This window comes from Herpetosiphon geysericola (genome assembly GCF_001306135.1).
GTDB lineage: Bacteria > Chloroflexota > Chloroflexia > Chloroflexales > Herpetosiphonaceae > Herpetosiphon > Herpetosiphon geysericola.
Map to the genome: position 1 here is coordinate 298289 of NZ_LGKP01000022.1, position 18930 is coordinate 317218.

Annotated in this window: 18 protein-coding genes; 10 read left to right on the forward strand and 8 right to left on the reverse strand. The window is 50.9% G+C overall.

The annotated features are described in order from the left end of the window. Positions 1-412 precede the first annotated feature (412 nt). Together SE18_RS14115 and SE18_RS14120 are read left to right on the forward strand one after the other, a co-directional pair. Entirely contained in the window at positions 413-913 is a 501-nt protein-coding gene (locus SE18_RS14115) for a hypothetical protein (protein ID WP_054535110.1), read from the forward strand. A 321-nt stretch (positions 914-1234) separates the two neighbouring features. Further along, on the forward strand, positions 1235-2146 hold the full coding sequence (locus tag SE18_RS14120; RefSeq protein WP_054535111.1) for a YgaP-like transmembrane domain: 912 nt from the start codon (positions 1235-1237) through the stop codon (positions 2144-2146). A gap of 90 nt (positions 2147-2236) precedes the next feature. On the opposite strand, the gene SE18_RS14125 is transcribed toward SE18_RS14120, so the two are convergent. The 3 genes from SE18_RS14125 to pth are packed head-to-tail and all read right to left on the reverse strand — an operon-like array spanning position 2237 to position 4374. Further along, positions 2237-3379, reverse strand: a complete 1143-nt coding sequence (locus SE18_RS14125; RefSeq protein ID WP_054535112.1) for a GNAT family protein — start codon at positions 3377-3379, stop codon at positions 2237-2239. Positions 3380-3395: 16 nt separating this feature from the next. Continuing rightward, entirely contained in the window at positions 3396-3752 is a 357-nt protein-coding gene (locus SE18_RS14130) for an MmcQ/YjbR family DNA-binding protein (RefSeq protein ID WP_054535113.1), read from the reverse strand. Then, the gene (gene pth / locus SE18_RS14135; protein WP_054535114.1) at positions 3736-4374 is read right to left on the reverse strand and encodes an aminoacyl-tRNA hydrolase; all 639 of its coding nucleotides are present in this window, start codon (positions 4372-4374) and stop codon (positions 3736-3738) included. The genes SE18_RS14130 and pth overlap by 17 nt, the downstream gene beginning before the upstream one ends. A 93-nt stretch (positions 4375-4467) precedes the next feature. Between pth and SE18_RS14140 the strand changes: the two genes are divergently transcribed. The 5 genes from SE18_RS14140 to SE18_RS14160 all read left to right on the forward strand — a co-directional run bounded on the left by SE18_RS14140 (position 4468) and on the right by SE18_RS14160 (position 10068). Beyond that, positions 4468-5001: a hypothetical protein gene (locus tag SE18_RS14140; RefSeq protein ID WP_054535115.1), complete on the forward strand. Its 534-nt coding sequence runs from the start codon at positions 4468-4470 to the stop codon at positions 4999-5001. Between the two features lie 3 nt (positions 5002-5004). Further along, positions 5005-5853: a fructosamine kinase family protein gene (locus SE18_RS14145; protein WP_054535116.1), complete on the forward strand. Its 849-nt coding sequence runs from the start codon at positions 5005-5007 to the stop codon at positions 5851-5853. A gap of 3 nt (positions 5854-5856) precedes the next feature. Next, positions 5857-7023 (forward strand): class I SAM-dependent methyltransferase, encoded by a 1167-nt coding sequence (locus SE18_RS14150; protein ID WP_054535117.1) that lies wholly within the window; start codon positions 5857-5859, stop codon positions 7021-7023. 656 nt (positions 7024-7679) lie between these two features. Next, positions 7680-9563 (forward strand): molecular chaperone DnaK, encoded by a 1884-nt coding sequence (dnaK, locus tag SE18_RS14155; protein WP_054535118.1) that lies wholly within the window; start codon positions 7680-7682, stop codon positions 9561-9563. Between the two features lie 313 nt (positions 9564-9876). Continuing rightward, the gene (locus SE18_RS14160) at positions 9877-10068 is read left to right on the forward strand and encodes a hypothetical protein (RefSeq protein ID WP_054535119.1); all 192 of its coding nucleotides are present in this window, start codon (positions 9877-9879) and stop codon (positions 10066-10068) included. Between the two features lie 55 nt (positions 10069-10123). On the opposite strand, the gene SE18_RS14165 is transcribed toward SE18_RS14160, so the two are convergent. Continuing rightward, a complete protein-coding gene (locus SE18_RS14165) occupies positions 10124-11473 on the reverse strand; it encodes a trypsin-like serine peptidase (protein WP_054535120.1) in 1350 nt (449 codons plus the stop codon). Between the two features lie 83 nt (positions 11474-11556). Continuing rightward, entirely contained in the window at positions 11557-12324 is a 768-nt protein-coding gene (locus SE18_RS14170) for an MBL fold metallo-hydrolase (RefSeq protein WP_054535121.1), read from the reverse strand. Between the two features lie 116 nt (positions 12325-12440). On the opposite strand from SE18_RS14170, the gene SE18_RS14175 reads away from it, so the two are divergent. Together SE18_RS14175 and SE18_RS14180 are read left to right on the forward strand one after the other, a co-directional pair. Beyond that, complete coding sequence (locus SE18_RS14175) at positions 12441-13205, forward strand: hypothetical protein (RefSeq protein ID WP_054535122.1); 765 nt, start codon at positions 12441-12443, stop codon at positions 13203-13205. A 15-nt stretch (positions 13206-13220) separates the two neighbouring features. After that, on the forward strand, positions 13221-14069 hold the full coding sequence (locus SE18_RS14180) for a DNA-methyltransferase (protein ID WP_054535123.1): 849 nt from the start codon (positions 13221-13223) through the stop codon (positions 14067-14069). On the opposite strand, the gene SE18_RS14185 is transcribed toward SE18_RS14180, so the two are convergent. The 3 genes from SE18_RS14185 to SE18_RS14195 all read right to left on the reverse strand — a co-directional run bounded on the left by SE18_RS14185 (position 14029) and on the right by SE18_RS14195 (position 16482). Beyond that, positions 14029-14661 (reverse strand): HD-GYP domain-containing protein, encoded by a 633-nt coding sequence (locus SE18_RS14185; protein ID WP_054535124.1) that lies wholly within the window; start codon positions 14659-14661, stop codon positions 14029-14031. The two genes, SE18_RS14180 and SE18_RS14185, sit on opposite strands and share 41 nt — an antisense overlap. A gap of 19 nt (positions 14662-14680) precedes the next feature. Then, positions 14681-15061: a hypothetical protein gene (locus tag SE18_RS14190; RefSeq protein WP_054535125.1), complete on the reverse strand. Its 381-nt coding sequence runs from the start codon at positions 15059-15061 to the stop codon at positions 14681-14683. A 212-nt stretch (positions 15062-15273) separates the two neighbouring features. Then, positions 15274-16482: an MFS transporter gene (locus SE18_RS14195; RefSeq protein ID WP_054535126.1), complete on the reverse strand. Its 1209-nt coding sequence runs from the start codon at positions 16480-16482 to the stop codon at positions 15274-15276. A gap of 326 nt (positions 16483-16808) precedes the next feature. Between SE18_RS14195 and htpG the strand changes: the two genes are divergently transcribed. After that, complete coding sequence (gene htpG, locus SE18_RS14200; RefSeq protein ID WP_054535127.1) at positions 16809-18683, forward strand: molecular chaperone HtpG; 1875 nt, start codon at positions 16809-16811, stop codon at positions 18681-18683. Positions 18684-18930 lie beyond the last annotated feature (247 nt).

Below are 18930 nucleotides of genomic sequence, written 5' to 3' on the forward strand. Positions count from 1 at the left end.
AAAAATTCTGCTGAGCGCTCGGTTGCAGGCGGCTATTGAGAATCATCCCCAGTTGCCCGTTCAGAAAGCGAGTTTTATGCGGTGCTGCCAGTTCTTGTTTATGGCTCGGAATACCATGGTGCTTGACTTGTATCCCCCATCGAATCCCCCTCGACAACGCATCTATGGATGGAGTATACTCGTCTTCGAGATGGAAGAGAAGCTAGAATAATTCCCCTTTTTGAATCAATCCCTACCTAGCAAAATCTCTATCCTCCCATCTCAATCGCCCTATGTTGTATGGGTGAAAGGGAGCTATTAATGTATTAAATCAATTCATATCCTCTTCGTTCAGGCTGGTTAACGTGTGCAACGCGTGCTACTGGATGGCAATAGTTGGCGGCTTGCTGCGACTCGGCTTAAAGGATTCTGTATGAAACGTTATCTATGCTCAGTTCTTGGCGCGTTGGTTCTGGTTTTTGGGGGATGTGGGCCAAGCCAACCTGATCCAACGGCTCAAGCAATTACCTATCGCCTTGCCAAAGAAGGTGAAGGAAGGCATTTTGGTGATGATGCAAAAGTCTACCTTCCCAAGAACTGTTTCGATCTGCATGAATCAATCACCATGCAGATCACCTTGCAAGCAGGCAACATCGATCTTGATCTCACGAGGCTCTCATTCATTGTAAAAGGTCCGCTCTATCCCGATATACCGCAACGCTTTGTCTGGAATCCTCCCACAGCAACGATGCTTCGGGTCGGTGATCCAGCACAACAGTACGACTGGAAACTTGCCGATCTCGAACCTGGGATGTATATGCTCGTGATTGGCGATTCAACCAGCGAAAAAATCACACGGATGGAGTTTGGTGTCGCCTATCTGCGGAATTTCTATGATGTCAATATTCCATGTAATCAACTAGAAACAGAATAACCATAGCAGTTCGTCAGCGCATGGTGAGAAGTTATGCTTATTTCAACTACTCTGCTTTTTACTGCCATCGCCTTCGTACTCTATGTGCGCACGATTCGGATTCCCTAACAATACTGATGGATATCTGCTTTGTCGGCAAGATTGTTGGTTTCTAGGCTTCGTGCTCTTCGCGTCCTTCGCGGTTTCAGTGGCTAATTCTGATGACTGGCCCCTACAACCTCTCCGCTTCGTGTCCTTCGTGTTCTTCGTGGATCAAATCTGTGGTACGTAACTTGCGATACTGCTCAGTAGTTTGCATTAGCCTAGTTGAAGGAGTTCTATATGGCTACTGAGAAAAATGTGCATCAAACTGAGCGCTTGCTTTCGGTAGCAAGCGGCAGCGCACTGGTTGCATTTGGGATTATGCGACGGCATCTGCCAGTAAGTTTGGCAGCAATTGCTGGCGGCGCACCGCTCTTGTGGCGTGGCTTGACTGGCCATTGCCCAGCTTATAGCGCACTCAACATTAATACTGCTGGCCAAGCAGCTGAATCGACGTGGAGCAAGCCCGCTGCCCCAACAACCCCACGAATTCCGATCCCTACAAATCATACCAATTCTGATCAAGCAGGCGTTGATCAAGCCAAAGCGATCAGCGTTGAACATACAGTGACAGTTGAGCAGCCAGTCGCCGAGGTTTTTCGCTTCTGGGGCAATTTCGAAAACCTGCCCAAATTTATGCACTATCTTAACAGCGTCAAGATGTTTCAAAATGGCACCAGCCATTGGGAAGCGAAAGCGCCGTTGGGCCTGAGCATTTCGTGGGATGCTGAAATTGCCGATGCGAAGCTCAATGAATATATCGCTTGGCGTTCGCTGCCCAACTCGACCTTGCCCAACCAAGGCCGCGTCGAATTTACGGCCTTGAGCGATGAGCAAACCGAGGTTCGGGTGAAGCTCGATTATCAACCACCAGCTGGCGCTGTTGGCGAAGCAATTGCCAAATTGTTTGGCAATGATCCGCAAAAAGCGATTACCGAAGACCTCGAACGTTTCCGCAAGGTGATTGAGGACGAGGAAGAACGTACGGCGGTTAAGTCGAATGTGGTCGGCGAAAAGCCAGCCAGCAACGACCCACAATACACCGAGCAATTGAAGGTCGAAGCCAAAACCAATAAAGAAGAATCGTTGGAGAATGAAGATAAAGCAGTTGATACCAGTTTTCCAGCCAGCGATCCGCCAGCAACTTGGTAAGCAGCAAGAGCCTGAGGCTTTAAGAGCAGTGGCTAAATCCTAGCCGCGCCTTGCAATACGAGAGCAACCATTATGGTTGCTCTCGATAATTTAAGCAAGCTTTTTCTCGTAAATTCGGTAGGTTTTGTAGCGGCGCCCACCAAGCCCAGCAATCGTGTTGTTCATCACATCGTTGTTTTCGAGAATCCACGACATTTCGGCGGTATGATAGCCACGCTTGAGGCCAGCATTGCGCACCTCACGATAGAACACTGCATCAATCCCGCGCCGCCGATATTCGGGCAGTACGCCCATAATCAAGACCCGCATTTGATTGATTTCGCGTTTATGCCGTAGCATCGTGAGCCAGCCAAAGGGCAATAAACGCCCATCGCTGTAGCGCAAGGGAATGTTAATATCGGGCACGGCGATCAGTAATCCAACCATCCGCCCCTGATCTTCGGCCACAATCATCACTTCGGGGTCGAGAAAGGGCTTAAAGCTATAGGCCAAATGGCGAAATTCGGCCAGCGTCATATGAATGGCGCCCCAGTTGTTGGCCCATGCCTGATTGTAGACATGCCAACCAGCCTCAACTTCTTCGCTAAAACGCCGCATATTGAGCTTGCGAAAGGTCAAGCCAGTTTGGGCTTGAGCCAAGGCCGCTACCCGTTCGATTTTCGGGCCACGGCCTTTTTCGGCATAGCTCTGTTGATCAATGACCCACGCATAGAGATCAATCTTTTTGCCAAAGCCTGCTTGCTCAATATACTCAACATAACGCGGGGGATTGTAAGTCATCATCATCACGGGCGCTCGCTCAAAGCCTTCGATTAGCAAGCCACATTCATCATTAATTGAAAAATTCATTGGGCCGCGAATCGCCTTATAGCCGCGATCTCGCACCCAAGCACAGGCGGTTTGCAACAATGCGGCGGCGGCTTCGGGGTCGTCAAGCACCTCGAAAAAGCCAAAAAAACCAAGCTGCTCATTGTGAGTACGATTGTGCAGAAAATTGATGTGGGCCGAGATTGTGCCAACGATTTCAGTGCCTCGTTGGGCTAAAAATAATTGCACATCACCATGGGCAAAAAAGCCGCCATGCTTGGGGTTAAAAAAGCGCTCACGTTCGATCAACAACGGCGGAACCCACAAGGGGTCGGGGTTCGCGCCACGATAAACCTGCCAAGGAAAACGAATAAACTGCTGCCGCTGTTTGGCATTGCGCACGGCTACAATCTGCAACGGCACCATTAATGAACCTCAAACGCTAGGCTTTGGCTTTACGCCGTTTTGACCGCACTAAATCATACGAATGGCTAATCAAGGCCAAACATTCTTCGTCGGGCACGCTGCCATCAAGCACAATCGTGTTCCAATGGCGCTTGTTTAAATGATAGCCAGCAGTAATCGCCGGATATTGCTCGCGCAACATTTCAGCCCGATCGGGATCACATTTTAGGCTAATGGTGGCTGACTCGCCTTGGGTCAACAAGGCAAAGATTTTTCCTCGCTCATCGCCAATTTTAAACACCAATGGCTCAGGCCCAAACGGATGATCTTCGACCACATCATCAAGGCTTAGGCAATAGCTGCGCGCTTGGGCATAATCAACGTGGTTGCTCATTGGCTGGCTCCTTATCCTGCGTTGCTTGATTCTTCGGTTCTTTTTTTTGCTTAGGTGCTTCGCCGTTGACCGCATTCATGGCTTTGGTTATGCCATCGCGAATGCTCAATTCGCAGGCTTCAACCGCGCGATCATATAAATTTGGCAAGACTTCGCGTTCGGTAGCGTTCCAATTGCCCAGCACGAAATTGATCACTTCCCAGCCTTCTGGCGGGCGGCCAATCCCAAAGCGCAAACGAGCAAATTTTTGAGTTCCGAGCAATTGAATAATCGAATTCATGCCGCGCTGGCCGCCAGAACTGCCTTGATTGCGCAACTTGAGCGTGCCAAACGGTAAATCCAAATCATCATAAATAATCAATAATTCGCTGGCGGGATCGATTTTGTACCAATTAACCAAGCCCACGACCGATTTGCCGCTATCGTTCATAAAAGTTTGCGGGCGAGCCAACGCAACCCGCTGGCCATGAATGTTGCCCTCAGCGATGCGGGCATCGGCACGCTTGCCATCGAAGCTCAAGCCATGGCGGCGAGCAAATTCAGCCACACATTGAAAGCCCACATTATGCCGATTATTCAGATATTTTTCGCCTGGATTGCCCAGCCCAACAATTAAAAACATGACATCCCCACGACAGGTTTGGTTAAAATCGCGATATACTACACGCAATGCGCCGCCAATGGCGCAGGCTGAAGCATTGTACCATAGGGAAGTATGCGCATTCTACGTTTTATGATTGTGGCACTAGCGTTGCTGGTGCTCCTGCCCAACCGCGCTTTCGCGGATAATCCAACCGAGCAAGTGTTAATCGACGAAGTGCGCGGCGCCTATCGCGTTGTTGCTACGCTTGCCCCCAATCCACCAGCTGTTGGCGATGCCTTGTTGCGGGTGGTGATTACCGATGCCGCATCGGGCCAGCCTTCGCCGCTCAATTTGGTGCAGCTGTATGCAGCGCCCGAAAGTATTGGCCGCGAAGAATTGTTCATTATGGTGCCCGAAAACCAAGATCGCAACGCTGGCCGCTACACCAGTGAACGCTTGCGTTTTACGATCAGCGACCAATGGAACTTGCGCTTGATCTTAGGCGCGCCGGAAGGCGAGATGGTCTTTACCAGCAAGGTCCAAGTCGACTCGGTATTCAAGGCGATTGGCGAGGCCGCAGTAATTGCAGTGCCAGCAACCTTGGTTGCGTTGGCAGTGGTCTTTATTGGCTATAAAATTTGGCGCAAAAAACGCCAAGCAGCTTAGCTAATGCTGCCCGCTAGCATCTATCAAAGCCTTGAGCAGCATTTCGCCGCCACTATTCGGCCAATCAAGCCAATCTATGGCGGCGATATTAACCATGCAGTGCAAATTCAAATTGGCCAGCAAATTGCCTTGCTCAAATGGCGCGAGCAGCCAGCCAACGATTTTTTTGTGGCCGAAGCCGATGGCTTGGCCTGTTTGGCGGCGACCAGTGCGTTGGCTGTGCCAGCAGTTTTGGGCCTGAGCCAAAGTTGGTTGGTGCTCGAATGGTTTGAAGCTCAAGGCCGTTATCAGGCTGGTGATCTTGGCGCTGGCTTAGCCCAATTGCATCGAACTAGTGGCCCAAGTTTTGGCTATTCACGAGCCAATTTTATTGGAGCCTTGACCCAACCCAACCAACCAAATGCCAACTGGGCCGAATTTTGGCGCGACCAACGCTTGTGGCCGCAAGTTGAATTGGCGGCTCAAGCAGGCCGCATGCCCAAACAACGCCAGCAGCAATGCCAGCGTTTGGCCGATCAGCTTGATCGTTTATTGAGCCATCAGCCACAGCCAAGCCTTGTGCATGGCGATTTATGGGCTGGCAACGTGATTACAACTAGCACTGGCCAGCCAAGCTTAATCGATCCCGCGGTCAGTTATAGCGACCGCGAAACCGATATTGCCTTTGCCAGCTTGTTTGGTGGTTTTGGTAGCCAATTTTTGGTGGCTTATCAGGCTGCATGGCCGCTGTCGAACGAGTATCGTGAGCGCCAGCCGCTCTATCAACTGTATTGGTTATTGGTTCATTTAACCCTGTTTGGCGAGCAATATGGTCGCCAAATCGATCAGATTTTAAACTACTACAATGGTTAACCTATGCAACTAACAGCAGAAAATTACCGCGATCAATTGATCGCTTTGGCATTAACTGACGATTTTGTGCGCCTAACTATGAGCGGTGCGGCCCGCGCTGCCGATTTGCGCTGGCAACGAGTGGTGGTGCGGCCTGTGCAACTGAAAAATGGGCGGGCATGGCAAGCAGCCTACTTCGATCAGCGCCAAAATATCACCAAAAATTATGCGCTTGAGCAAGCCAGTGCCGCCTTGGGCGAAATTATCGACCTGCCGCTGAGCAACATCACCCTAGAAACAACCAGCGAGCGGATTCAAGTGCAGCGCAGCAAAAAGGGCAAAGTGATTCTTAGTCGGGCGCGTAATCAAGCTGCCGCACCAGATTTGCGCCATAATCACGTTAAAGCCCTGCCCTTGCCCAGCGATCGCCCTGATGCCTATTTGCAAAAAACGGGCATTATGACCAACGATGGCGTGATTCGCGCCAGCATGAGCAAAAAATACACCCAAATCAACGAATTTTTGCGGGTGTTTGATGAACTGGAACTCAAACCGCAGGCTGATCAGCCTTTGCGGATTCTTGATGCTGGCTGTGGCTCGGCCTATTTGACCTTCGCGGCCTACCATTATTTGGTCAATATTAAGGGCTTGGCGGCGGTGGTAATCGGTGTCGATTCAAACGAGTATTTAATTGATAAATGTCGTGCTCAAGCAGCAGAATTGGGCTACACGGGCATGGAGTTTATTGCAACGCCGCTGGCCGATTGGCAACCAGCGCAGCAGCCAGATGTGGTGTTTTCGTTGCATGCCTGCGACACTGCCACCGACGATGCTTTGGCCCTAGCTTTGCGCAGCCAAGCGCAGGCAATTTTGAGCGTGCCATGTTGCCATAAACATCTGACTCATCAGATTCAGGCCCCTGTGCTAAACCCAATGTTGCGCCATGGCAGTATTCGCCAACGCACCGCCGATTTGGTGACCGACAGCTTGCGCGCGCAAATTCTGCGGATCAATGGCTATCGCAGCGAAATTATCGAGTTTGTTGATGCAGAGCATACTGGCAAGAATTTAATGATTCGAGCCACCCGCAGCCCCAAGCCCGACCCCAAAGCTGTGGACGAATACGCAGCACTGAAACAATTTTGGGGCGTTACGCCGTATTTAGAGCAATTATTGGGATCAGGCAACTGATCCCGATTTTGATCCACGCAGCGCACCAAGACTGTTTTTTGATCCACGAAGGACACGAAGAAGGGATATTGGCTTTTAAAACACCACTGCATGTTCCGATAGCCCAAAGCCCATAGCCATCGTTTCTCTTGCGCCGCTGCGTTAACAATGAGACTTTTTTTGCCACGAATTGCACGAATTGCACGAATGCTTATTTTTGAGCCACAGATGCCACAGATTATTGTGATTATTCTCCGATAGCCCAAAGCCCATAGCCATCGTTTCTCTGCGCCGCTGCGTTAACAATGAGACTTTTTTTGCCACGAATTGCACGAATTGCACGAATGCTTATTTTTTTGAGCCACAGATGCCACAGATTATTGTGATTCTTCTCCTAGAGATAAAAGCCCATAGCCAAGAGCCATCGTTTCTCTGCATGTTCTATGCTCTCTGTTCTATGCTCTTTTTGCCTTCTGCCTTTTGACTTCATCCCTCATCCCTCATCCTTCATCCTTGTTAACCATCTCTTACACAAAACTAACATTCCATCTATATTGTTCTAGTGGATGATCGGCTATACTCCATACACAGGTCGAGCAGCGATGCAGCGCCTGTTCCAATAGATACGCAACAGATTAAGACATATCAATACATACTTTTTTGGAGGATTAACCGCTATGGCAAAGATTGTAGGGATCGACTTGGGGACAACCAACTCGGTAGTCGCTGTTATGGAAGGTGGCGATCCAGCGGTTATTGCAAACGTTGAAGGTGGTCGCACCACACCATCAGTTGTGGCCTTCTCGAAAAACGGCGAACGATTGGTTGGGCAAACTGCCAAGCGGCAAGCAACCGTCAACCCTGAAAATACCATTTTCTCAATCAAGCGCTTTATGGGCTTGGAGTTTGATAAAGCTACCCAAGAACGGAGCACTGTTCCATACGAAATTATCAATGGCCCTCGTGGTGATGCTCGGGTGCGCGTACCACGCACTGGCAAAGATTACACACCACAAGAAATTTCGGCCATGACCTTGCAAAAGCTCAAAAATGATGCAGAGCAATATTTAGGCGAGCCAGTCCGCCAAGCAGTAATTACGGTTCCAGCCTATTTCAACGATGCCCAACGCCAAGCAACCAAAGATGCTGGTCAAATCGCTGGCTTGGAAGTGCTACGGATTATCAACGAGCCAACCGCTGCTGCGTTGGCCTACGGCTTGGATAAAAAGAACGACGAAACGATCTTGGTCTTCGACCTTGGTGGCGGTACCTTCGACGTTTCAGTGCTCGAAGTTGGCGATGGCGTGATTCAGGTCAAGGCAACCAATGGCGATACGCACCTTGGTGGCGATGACTATGATCATCGGATTGTAAAATGGTTGATCGACGAGTATAAAAAAGATCAAGGCATTGATTTGACTAGCGACAAGCAAGCGTTGCAACGTTTGAAAGAAGCTGCCGAAAAAGCCAAGATGGAACTCTCGACCACCATGGAAACCGAAATCAACCTGCCATTTATCACGGCAGATGCTAGCGGGCCAAAACACTTGGTTACCAACTTGACCCGCTCGAAGTTCGAGCAATTGACCGCCGATTTGACCGAACGGCTCAAAGGGCCATTCAACCAAGCACTCAAAGATGCTGGCTTGAAAGCAACCCAAATTGATGAAGTCGTGTTAGTTGGTGGTTCAACCCGGATGCCAGTTGTCCAAGAATTGGTGCGCAAACTGACGGGCAAAGATCCACACAAGGGCGTGAACCCTGATGAAGTGGTCGCCATCGGCGCTGCAATCCAAGCTGGTGTGCTTGGCGGCGAAGTCAAAGATGTGCTCTTGCTCGACGTTACACCATTGTCATTGGGCGTCGAAACCCTTGGTGGCATTATGACCAAGTTGATTGATCGCAACACCACCATCCCAACCCGCAAGTCGGAAGTATTTAGCACGGCGGCTGATGGCCAAACCGCGGTTGATATTCACGTTTTGCAGGGCGAACGCGAGATGGCTAGCGACAACATGACCTTGGCTCGCTTCCAATTGCAAGGCATTACGGCTGCGCCACGTGGTGTGCCGCAAATTGAAGTGACCTTTGACATCGATGCAAACGGCATTATCAACGTTTCGGCGAAGGATAAAGCCACCAACAAAGAGCAAAAGATCACGATTACCGCCAGCACTAACCTGAGCAAGGACGATGTGCAAAAGATGGTGCGCGATGCTGAATCGAATGCTTCAGCAGACCAAGCCCGTCGGGCCAAGATTGAGCTGAAAAACCAAGCTGATAACATTGCCTATCAAGCTGAAAAAACGCTCAGCGACTTAGGCGATAAGGTTGACCCAAGCGTCAAGAGCCAAGCAGAAGCTCAAATTGCCGACTTGCGCAGCAAGATTGCCGAAGACGACGATGCTGGAATTCAAGCAGCTATGACCACCTTGCAACAAACCTTGATGAGCATTGGCGAAGCCCAGTATAGCGGCGACCAAGCTGCTGCTGCTGGCGCAACTGCCAATAGTAAACCAGCTGATGATGGTGTGGTCGATGGTGAATTTACCGTCGAGTAAGCCCCAATTCCTTCGCTCAAGCCACCTCTATGCAATGCATAGGGGTGGTTTTTTATTGCTTGGGGGAGAAAATATCCCACCAATTTGGCTAAAATTCAGTCTTGCGATGGAGCAAAAAAATTGCTATCCTATTTACACTATCGACCAGATACATTTTGAAACTAAGGAGGGTCTCTATGGCTGCCGTGATTGTTTTCTCAAACGGGGAGTTATAGTAGCTAGGGCTCGATATCCTTAACCATCGGCCCTGGGGCAGGCTCCCCGTAGCGCTCGCGTTGCGGAATCAATTTCTATTGAGGAGTAAGCTGTCGCCATGAAAGGCCAAACCCGAAATTATTTGAATGAAGACTGGATTGAAGACCAAGAAGTCGAAGAAATAGCTGAGCGCCGAGAACGCAAAAATGACGATCGCCCACCGCCCAATCCGCGCCAACAAAAGGCCAAGGAATGGGGTCGGGCAATGGCGAAATATCATCGCCAGCGCAAAAAAGAAGGTCGCCAATAATTCCAAAAGCCCGCTGCACTTGTTGCAGCGGGCTTTGTTGTGGAGGCTTGATTGCTTAGTTGAAGATTTCGCGTAAAGCAACGAAGTTATCGATCACTGAAGGCGTTACCCGACGAACCGTATTCACATACGAGTTAAGGTTTGAACAGGTGAAACATTCTTCGGTGATAACCACAGCTGAGACAACTGGCATTTCTTGGCCGTGATGGGCACTGTATTCATAATGATAAACTGGGCTGCCACTATGGCCTGCGCTAAGATCACATTTAACATCGTAGCGCATTGACCAACCAGCGCCATCCAAATTTTTGAACCAACGTGCGCCACAATCGTTCGGATCACCATACATGCGGGCTACTTGGCAGCCTGCAGGCGCATTGCCGCGAGTCGCACCATCGCCATTACAATTTGGGTAGCCCCGATTATAGCTGGTGGTGTTCTTCAAATAGCTGGCTGTACGTGGCGCAACGCCCATCCACGAGGTCGTATCGCCCAAACGATCAGGCACAACGATCATCCCAATGTCCCAACGACGACGATTGCTTTGGTTAGGGTCGCGCCATTCGTCAAAGGTCCAATACCACGATTCAACTGGTGGCGATGGATTGAGCGTAATTACGCTTGAGCCATACGGTGCCGAGCCGCTGCCTGTGCCATTGCGCCCAGGCGTCACTTTGGTGGTAAACCACACGTTGGTACCTACACGATTGATACAGTGGGCTGCTGTAATGAGGTGGCGTGGGCCAACAAACGTGCCCGTACAGTTGGAATCTTGGTTGCCGCTCACCCGCGAAAATTGGCTGATTGTGCGTAATGGATATTGGCTGGTATTAGTTTTCAATTCACGGTTATCATCGCCATTGCTCCAGCCAAAGGGTGTGAACACTTCGCTTTGCTTGCTGCGTTGGGGCGCTGGCGCATCGATGTTGCCAGTGTAATCGCTTGGCGCGTTACCGCTGAGCAAATTGTTGCGTTCGTAGCAATCGCGGATGTTGCTCACCGCATTAGCTTGCATCACCACCCGAAACTCGTTCAAGGTTAGGGTGTTGAACACCCGAAATGTGGCGGTTGCCGCAGGCACAGGCTCGCGTTCGTATGGCTCATCATCGCCAGTTTCTAATGGCTCACTTGGCATTATTGGTGCTTCGCTGGTCAACACGCCAGTTGTAATAAATTCGACCGTCAAGTTGCGATTGACTCGTTGAATGCCGCTTGGTGGATTGGCTTGGCTTAGTTTGGTCTTCAGCGCGTTCAACTGGAATGGATCGCCAGTCAAACATGGTTGGGCACTGCTGGTTTGGGCCGATGCTGACGTGCTGGTCATTGAGAAGCTGCCAGCCAAGAGGCCAACCGTGCCAAGCAGGCTCAGCGTCGAGCGCCAAAGGTGATGGGTTCTGCGTTTCATTACTACACTCCTTCTTTGATTTCGATGGGTGTAGCATAGCAGCGCGACGCTGAGCAAAAGTCTCATTTCACGAGCAAAAAGTCTCACACTTGAATTGGCAAGACCAAGCCATCGTAGGCAAGTTGGACATGGCTGGGCAGGCTAGCGTTCTCAAGCGCGTAATCGAGGCTATGGCTGGTATGCACAAAAAAGGCTTGTTGCGGCTGAATCCGCTCTACCGCAGCAAGTGCTTGCGCAACCGTAAAATGCAACGGGTGTGGCTCATGGCGCAATGCCCCAATCACCAAGCGCTTAACGCCATGGAGTAAATCAAAGGTTGGCTCTGGAATATGGCTCACATCAGTCATATAGGCCAAATCGCCAATCCGAAAGCCCAAAATTTGCCAGTTGCCATGCTCAATTGGCAAGGGAATAATTGGCACATCGCCAATCTGTAACGCTGAGCCATCGAGTAAGTTCAAGCCCAAGCTAGGGCGAGTTGAAGCAGATTCGCCACTGGCAAAGGCATAATCATATTGGTAGCGAATGCGATCGAGGGTGAATTGGTTGGCATACAGCGGCAAGCTGCGTTGGCTGTGCAAGGTAAATGGTCGTAAATCGTCGATGCCGCCGATATGGTCTTGATGGGGGTGGGTAACCAACACCGCATCAAGTTGTGAGAGACCTTGGCGCAAGCCTTGAATCCGCAAATCAGGGCCAGGATCGATCAAAATCGTTGTGCTTGGGCTTTGAATTAATCCAGCAGTGCGGGTACGCTGGTTGCGCGGCTCATTCGAGGTACACACTGCACAGTCACAGGCCATCATTGGCACGCCCATGGAGCCGCCACAGCCCAAAATTGTCAATTGCATCAAACCCACTCCTTGGTAGCCTATTCAAGAAAATCGAGTGCAGCTAGCATTTTAGCATGGCCCAAGCCCTTTTACCGTTACAATGGAGCGAGCTTTGTTGATTGTTGGAGGTTGGAATGAGTGCAGTTGTTGAGTTAAATCGCGCCGAGCTGGTGACGATTTGTGCGGTGGTTAGTGCCGCCACGATTATGGGCGTTGAGCCAGCAGCCAATCCGAGTGAGCATGCCCAGCTGGTACAGCACGGCGAAGCCAGTTTGCGCCAACGCAAGCTCGCCCAATCCGATCACGATGGGATGCTGATGATTGCCCGCGATACCTTGGCGCTGGTCGCAACCTGTGCCTATCCCCAACGCAGCCTGATTCTGCATCATCTGCCAAGCAATGGTGCGTTGTTGCAGGCTTTTGGCCATAAACACGCCGATTCAGTGGTTTTCCACGAGGTGCTCAATCCCGATGCCCAACGCTTGCAGGCACTTGGCTCGTTGGCGGATTTGACCAGCCATGTGCTCGATTGGTGTGGCTATGCTGGGGATGCCCAAACGCCGTTGCGCTTTCATATTCAAAGCGCGGTTTTGGCCGCCGTCCGTAGCCTCATCGAACGCAGCGAAGAGCAAGCAGCCTTGCAAGCCTTGGCTGATTCTGGGGTGAGCGCGCAAGCAGCCAGCGTATTTATTGATATGCTGAGCCAAAACCACACAACCAGCATTTTCAATGCGGTGGTGTATCAGGGCCAACAGGTGTTGAGCCGCGAATATACGCTGTTACAGGCAGGCGATCAGGCCTTGCTGATGACCCAAACCAATATCGAACAGGATCTCTATCAATTGGAAACAACTAGCCGCGAACGCTTGGCCAGTTTGTTGCTTCAATCGTTAGCATAGTTAGAAGGACGGGGCGTGAATTCGCAGCACTCAAATCAGCTTATTCAGGGCGAAATGCTTGCCGTTATCGCCACAATCGCGCCACAATCGATCGATTTGTTGTATCTCGACCCGCCGTTTGCTGCTGGTCGGGTGTTTGCTGATAGCGCTGGAGCGTTTGATGATCGTTGGCACGGTGGTTTGAACGAATATTTGACTTGGCTCGAGCAACGGTTGGTGGCTGCACGTCAGCTTGTAGCTGAGCATGGCTCGTTGTTTTTGCACCTTGATCGACGGGCGGTGCATTATGCTAAAGTGCTGCTTGATCGGATTTGGGGCTTCGATTGTTTTCGCAATGAAATTATTTGGCATTACACTGGCGGCGGGCGCGCGCGGCGCAGCTTTTCGCATAAGCACGATACGATTCTTTGGTATAGCAAACATCCCCAACAATGGACATTTAATCTTCAGGCAATGCGCCAACCTTATAAAGCAAGCAGTGGTTTTGCCAAGGCGGGCATTCGCTCGGCGGCAGGCAAGCACTATTTGCCGCATCCAGATGGCACACCGGTTGATGACGTCTGGGATATTCCAATGCTCAACCCGATGGCTGCCGAGCGTTTGGGCTACCCTACCCAAAAGCCTGAACGCTTGTTGGAGCGGATTATCCTGGCTGCAAGCAATTCAGACGATCTGGTTGCCGATTTGTGTTGTGGCTCTGGTACGACGGCGGCGGTGGCGCAACGCTTAGGTCGGCGCTGGATTGCTGCTGATCAATCGGCTGATGCCTTGGCCTTGGTGCGCACTCGGTTGCGCCAGCAGGCCGCCGAATGGCACGAGCACGTTATCCAGCCTCAGCCAGATTGGCTTGCCGCCAAGCACTAAGCGCCGTCGCCGCCACTGTTGAATCCCAATCTTGGCCAATTGTTTGATCGATCAAACCTTGTAGGGTATTGTCAAGGCTGTTTGGTTGTGCCCGCAGATGGTCGAGCGCATTCGCCAAGGCAATAATTTGCGCGCTGCTGGTTGGATATTTGCTGCCACGTGGAAAGCCAGTGCCATCAAGCCGTTCGTGATGCTCAGCTACTAACGGAATCAGGCTGTGCAAGCTTGGATATGCTTGCAAAATTGCGATGCCTTCGTTGACATGTTGCTGATAGAGCGCAACTTCCCAATGCGGGCTGCCAAGCGCTGGGCGAACCACCATGCTGCGCGGGAGGCGGGTTTTGCCACAATCGTGCAAAAGCGCTGCCAGCCAAAGCTGCTGCTGTTCGTATTGTGGTAGGCCCAGCGTTTGGCTCATATGCCATGCCATATGGCTAACCCGTAGCGAATGTTGATAAAGTTGGTACGAATGCTGCGCGATCGAATTTGCGATTAAGTGGGCGGGGTAGGGCAAAGCTGATAGATTTGGCATCAAGGCTGCAAGCTCACGCGGAATGGAATGCCAAAGGTCTGGAAAAGCTGTTGTATCCATACCGCGTTCTCCTTCTCGGCTAAAGCCTGCCAGATTCAATATTGCCCCATTGCCAGGCAACGTTCAATGGAGCGGTTTGCAATTGTTGGGTGACGGTGATGGTTTCGATATCGCCCCATTGCCAAGCGGTGTTAAGTGGTTGTGTTTGCAATTGCTGAGTGACGGTGATGGTTTCAATATCGCCCCATTGCCAAGCAGTGTTGCGTGGTTGTGTTTGCAGTTGTTGGGTGACGGTGATGGTTTCAATATCGCCCCATTGCCAAGCGGTGGGAGCTGCTGGTGTATCAAATTGAAGCGTTTGGCTGCTTGTGAGGGCAGTGTAAACAAAACTGACCAAAATCAGGCCGAAGGTTGCGAAGGCGAGTAAGATGCGGCGGCTAATTGCTGATGAGTTGTTCACTGAGAGCCTCCTAAGCTGTATCAATTTGGGTATGGACACAGCTTCGTTTTCTCGGTGCGACAACCCTGTGAAAGGCCTGCGACACGCATGCGACAATTATTTTGGGTATATTTAATTGATAGGTTTTTGAAAAAGGCTAAAAATTAAAAAAATCAGCCATGGCGTTACGAATGACGCTCATGACTGATCGATTTAAGCCGATTAATCTTAATTTATTGCTTAGTTCGCTGCCTCCGGCGTAATAACACCAGCATTGGCCATAAACAGCAGCTTGCGGCCACAAACGCTGCGGGGAGGCCCATGCGACTGGCGATTAAGCCAATGATTGGGCCTCCCAAAATCTGGCCAAAAGCATCTGCTTGGCTATTCATCGAGATAATTGTCGCGCGACTGCGCCCTTCAATCAGCCGATTGAGCCACGCACCATACAAGGGTTGAATGCTTTGGCGTAACATTCGAATTAACATAATCCAAAATAAGGCTATAGCAAATTGTTGGGCGAATGCTAAGCCAAGTAAGCCCGCTGCCAACAAGCCATATTGCCAGCGTAATAGCCAAATACTGCGCTCGGTGGTGTTGCTGGCTAAGCGTTTAATCACGCTAACTGCCGCCAAACTAGCTAAGGTTCCCAAGGCGGCGATTGCCCCAAACCAAGTAACTGGCTGGAGATTAAGCCACGTTGGTAGGCCAATATTGTTGAGCAAATGGGCTTCCCACAGCCGATCATAGCCCTCGGATGCAGCGCCAGCAATTGCACTCATTAGCAATAAACTCGTCAGCACTGGCTGCCCGCGTACTGCTTGCCACCCATGACGAAGGGTGGCTCCAAAGCGGCCCCAACTTTGGCGCTCAGTTGCAGGCGCGGGGGCAAACCCAGTTTCGGGCATCAACCAGCGCATGGTGATCGCTAAACCAACCAAGGCGATGCCACCACTAACGATCGGCCAACCCAAGCCAATATTTGCTAACGCCACCCCCAGCCCAATGCCAAGTAAGCTGGCGATGCTGTTGAGCTGAGCAGCCTTGAGAAATAACGGCTCGACTGCTTCAACCCCGAGTTCATCGGTGATCCAAGCTTCGGTTGCGCCGCTCATCAGGGTATAGCCCAAGGCCCATACAACTTGAGCCAACAAACTACCAACGAAACTACCCAGCCAAACCTCGCTGAGCGCTCCCAAGCCCAAAAAGGCTACTCCCAATACGACCGACAAACGCCGACTATAGACATCGGCAATTACGCCCGTGGGAATTTCGAGGGTGAAGGCGGCAGCCTCAAGCATTGTGCCAACTAAAACCAGTTGTAATGGATCAAGCCCAAGCACTTGAATCCGATACAGCATCGAGGCAGTAAAAATACAACTTAAGAGCAGCCGAGTACCAAACGATAAACCCAAATAGCTAAAACGCGCTTGCGGTTGCACATGCAACTCCTGCTAGAAAGATTCAGTCCAGCTAGCTGAGCCGCAGCGCGATGAGTCCCATTGACCATTGATTGACCTTTCGGGGCTATCCTTGCTGTTGCTCAACCCGAACAATACCAGCAGTCGTTAATAGTGTTTGCATGAATTGCCTCCAAATCAAAACGGTAGCTGGTTTATACCAAGTTTTGGCGGGCTTAGCCTCCGCCTAAGGACGCATCTCCAACACAATGCTAACGTAGAAGCCTTCTCGGCGAGGGCTTGGCTATGCTACAATCGGCCTAGCAGTTAAATTTTGATTTAGAAGTTTGCATAAGGAGTAGCGACCTATGGCTGAGCAACACGACGTTGCCAACGAGCGCGAACAGTTTCAATTTCAAGCTGAAATCCAACAAGTTTTACATATTTTAATTCACTCGCTGTATACCCACCGCGAGATTTTTGTGCGTGAATTAATTTCGAATGCCTCCGATGCCTTGAATCGGGTGCAATTCGAGATGCTCACCAACCAAGATGTGCGTGATCCTGAGCTGGAATTGGCGATCACCTTGGAAGCCGATAAAGATGCGCGGATCATTCGGATCAGCGATACTGGCATCGGCATGACCCGCGATGATATGATCAAGAATTTGGGGACTGTGGCCCAATCTGGCGCGAAAGCCTTTTTGCAAAAGCTTGGCGAAGCCAACCCAACCAATAGCAGCGAAATTATTGGCCAATTTGGCGTAGGCTTCTACTCGGTGTTTATGGCTGCCGATGAAGTGCGAGTGACTTCGTTGTCGCACCAGCCCGATGCAACTGCATGGCGCTGGACTTCGCGCGGCGAAGCAACCTACACCTTGGAAGCAGCAGAACGCAGCGAACGCGGCACCACAATCGAAATTGTGCTCAAAGAAGATGCAGAAGAATACGCCGAACGCTGGAAGCTTGAACAAATTGTGCGCCAACACTCGAATTTCGTGGCCTTCCCAATCTACTCAGCTGAGGGCGACGAAAAGAAGGTGCTCAACCAACGCACAGCATTATGGCGCAAGCAACCACGCGAAGTCACCCAAGAAGAATATAATGATTTCTATCGCCAAACCACGATGGATTTCAGCGAACCACTGAGCACAGTCCATATCAGCACCGATGCGCCAGTCGATTTGCATGCAATTTTGTTCTTGCCCGCCAAACGCGAGCAAGGCATGATGCGCCAAATTCCTGATCCAGGCTTGAAGCTCTACTCGCGCAAGGTGCTCATCCAAGATCGCAACGAAGAATTATTGCCCAAACATCTGCGCTTTGTCCAAGGTGTGGTCGATTCAGAAGATCTGCCGTTGAATGTCTCGCGTGAAACGGTCCAAAGCAGCGGGACGTTGCGCCAAATTGCCAAAATTATCACCAACAAAATCACCAAAGAAATTGAAACCTTGGCCGATAACGATGCCGAAAAATTTGCTGAGTTCTGGCGTGAATTCGGGCCATATTTCAAAGAAGGCTTGGTCACTGATCCTGGCACGCGCAGCCAAATTGAGCCACTGTTGCGCTTCCACTCGACCAACAGCGAGGGCTTGACCAAGCTCAGCGAGTATGTCGAGCGCATGAAGGAAGGCCAAGAAGATATTTATTATGTGATTGCCGACAACGTGGAAACCGCCCGCCGTTCGCCACACCTTGATTATTTCAACGAACGCGGCTACGAAGTGCTGTTGATGCATGAGCCAATCGATAGCTTTGTTATCTCAAGCTTGCGCGATTTCCAAGGCAAAAAGCTGCGCTCAGTTGATGATGCCGATATTGCTGGCGACGATGTTGAGTTGGAGGGCTCGCTCTCAGCAGCCACCATCGGCCAGCTTGGCGACCGAATCAAAGAATTGTTGGGTGAGCAAATTAGCGAGGTGCGCGGCTCGAAGTTGTTGCGCAGCAACCCTGTACGTTTGGCCGCCCCCAGCGACGATTTTGGCCGCGATATGGATCGGATTCGGCGCATGATGGGCCAAGAATATAGCGTGCCAAGCAGAATTCTTGAACTCAACCCACGCCACGCGATTGTTCACAACTTGGCTGCCCTGCTCGACGAGCCAGATCAAGCAGAGTTGTTCAAGGTTGCGGTCGAGCAATTGTATGGCACGGCCTTGTTGGGCGAAGGCTTGCACCCCAATCCCAGCGAGTTGATCAGCGGCGTCCATGCCTTGATCGCTGCCGCCACTAAAAAGCAATGACATTGTTGGTCGCGCTTCGTTTTAGCTAAAATTGCACAGCCATCGATCGCATCATTAGCATTCGATTGTTGATGCGATGGTTATGCAAGCGGTGGAATTTAGGCGGTGCAGGGGGATTAAAGCCCCTGCGTTCCCCGCCTTGAGGCGGGGCGGAGGGGTGGTGATCACCCTTGTATCGAAAACGTAGAAATGAAGTTCTTTGCCCATAACGCTTAAGTTATGGGCTTTTTTACTCCTTAAAATCCTA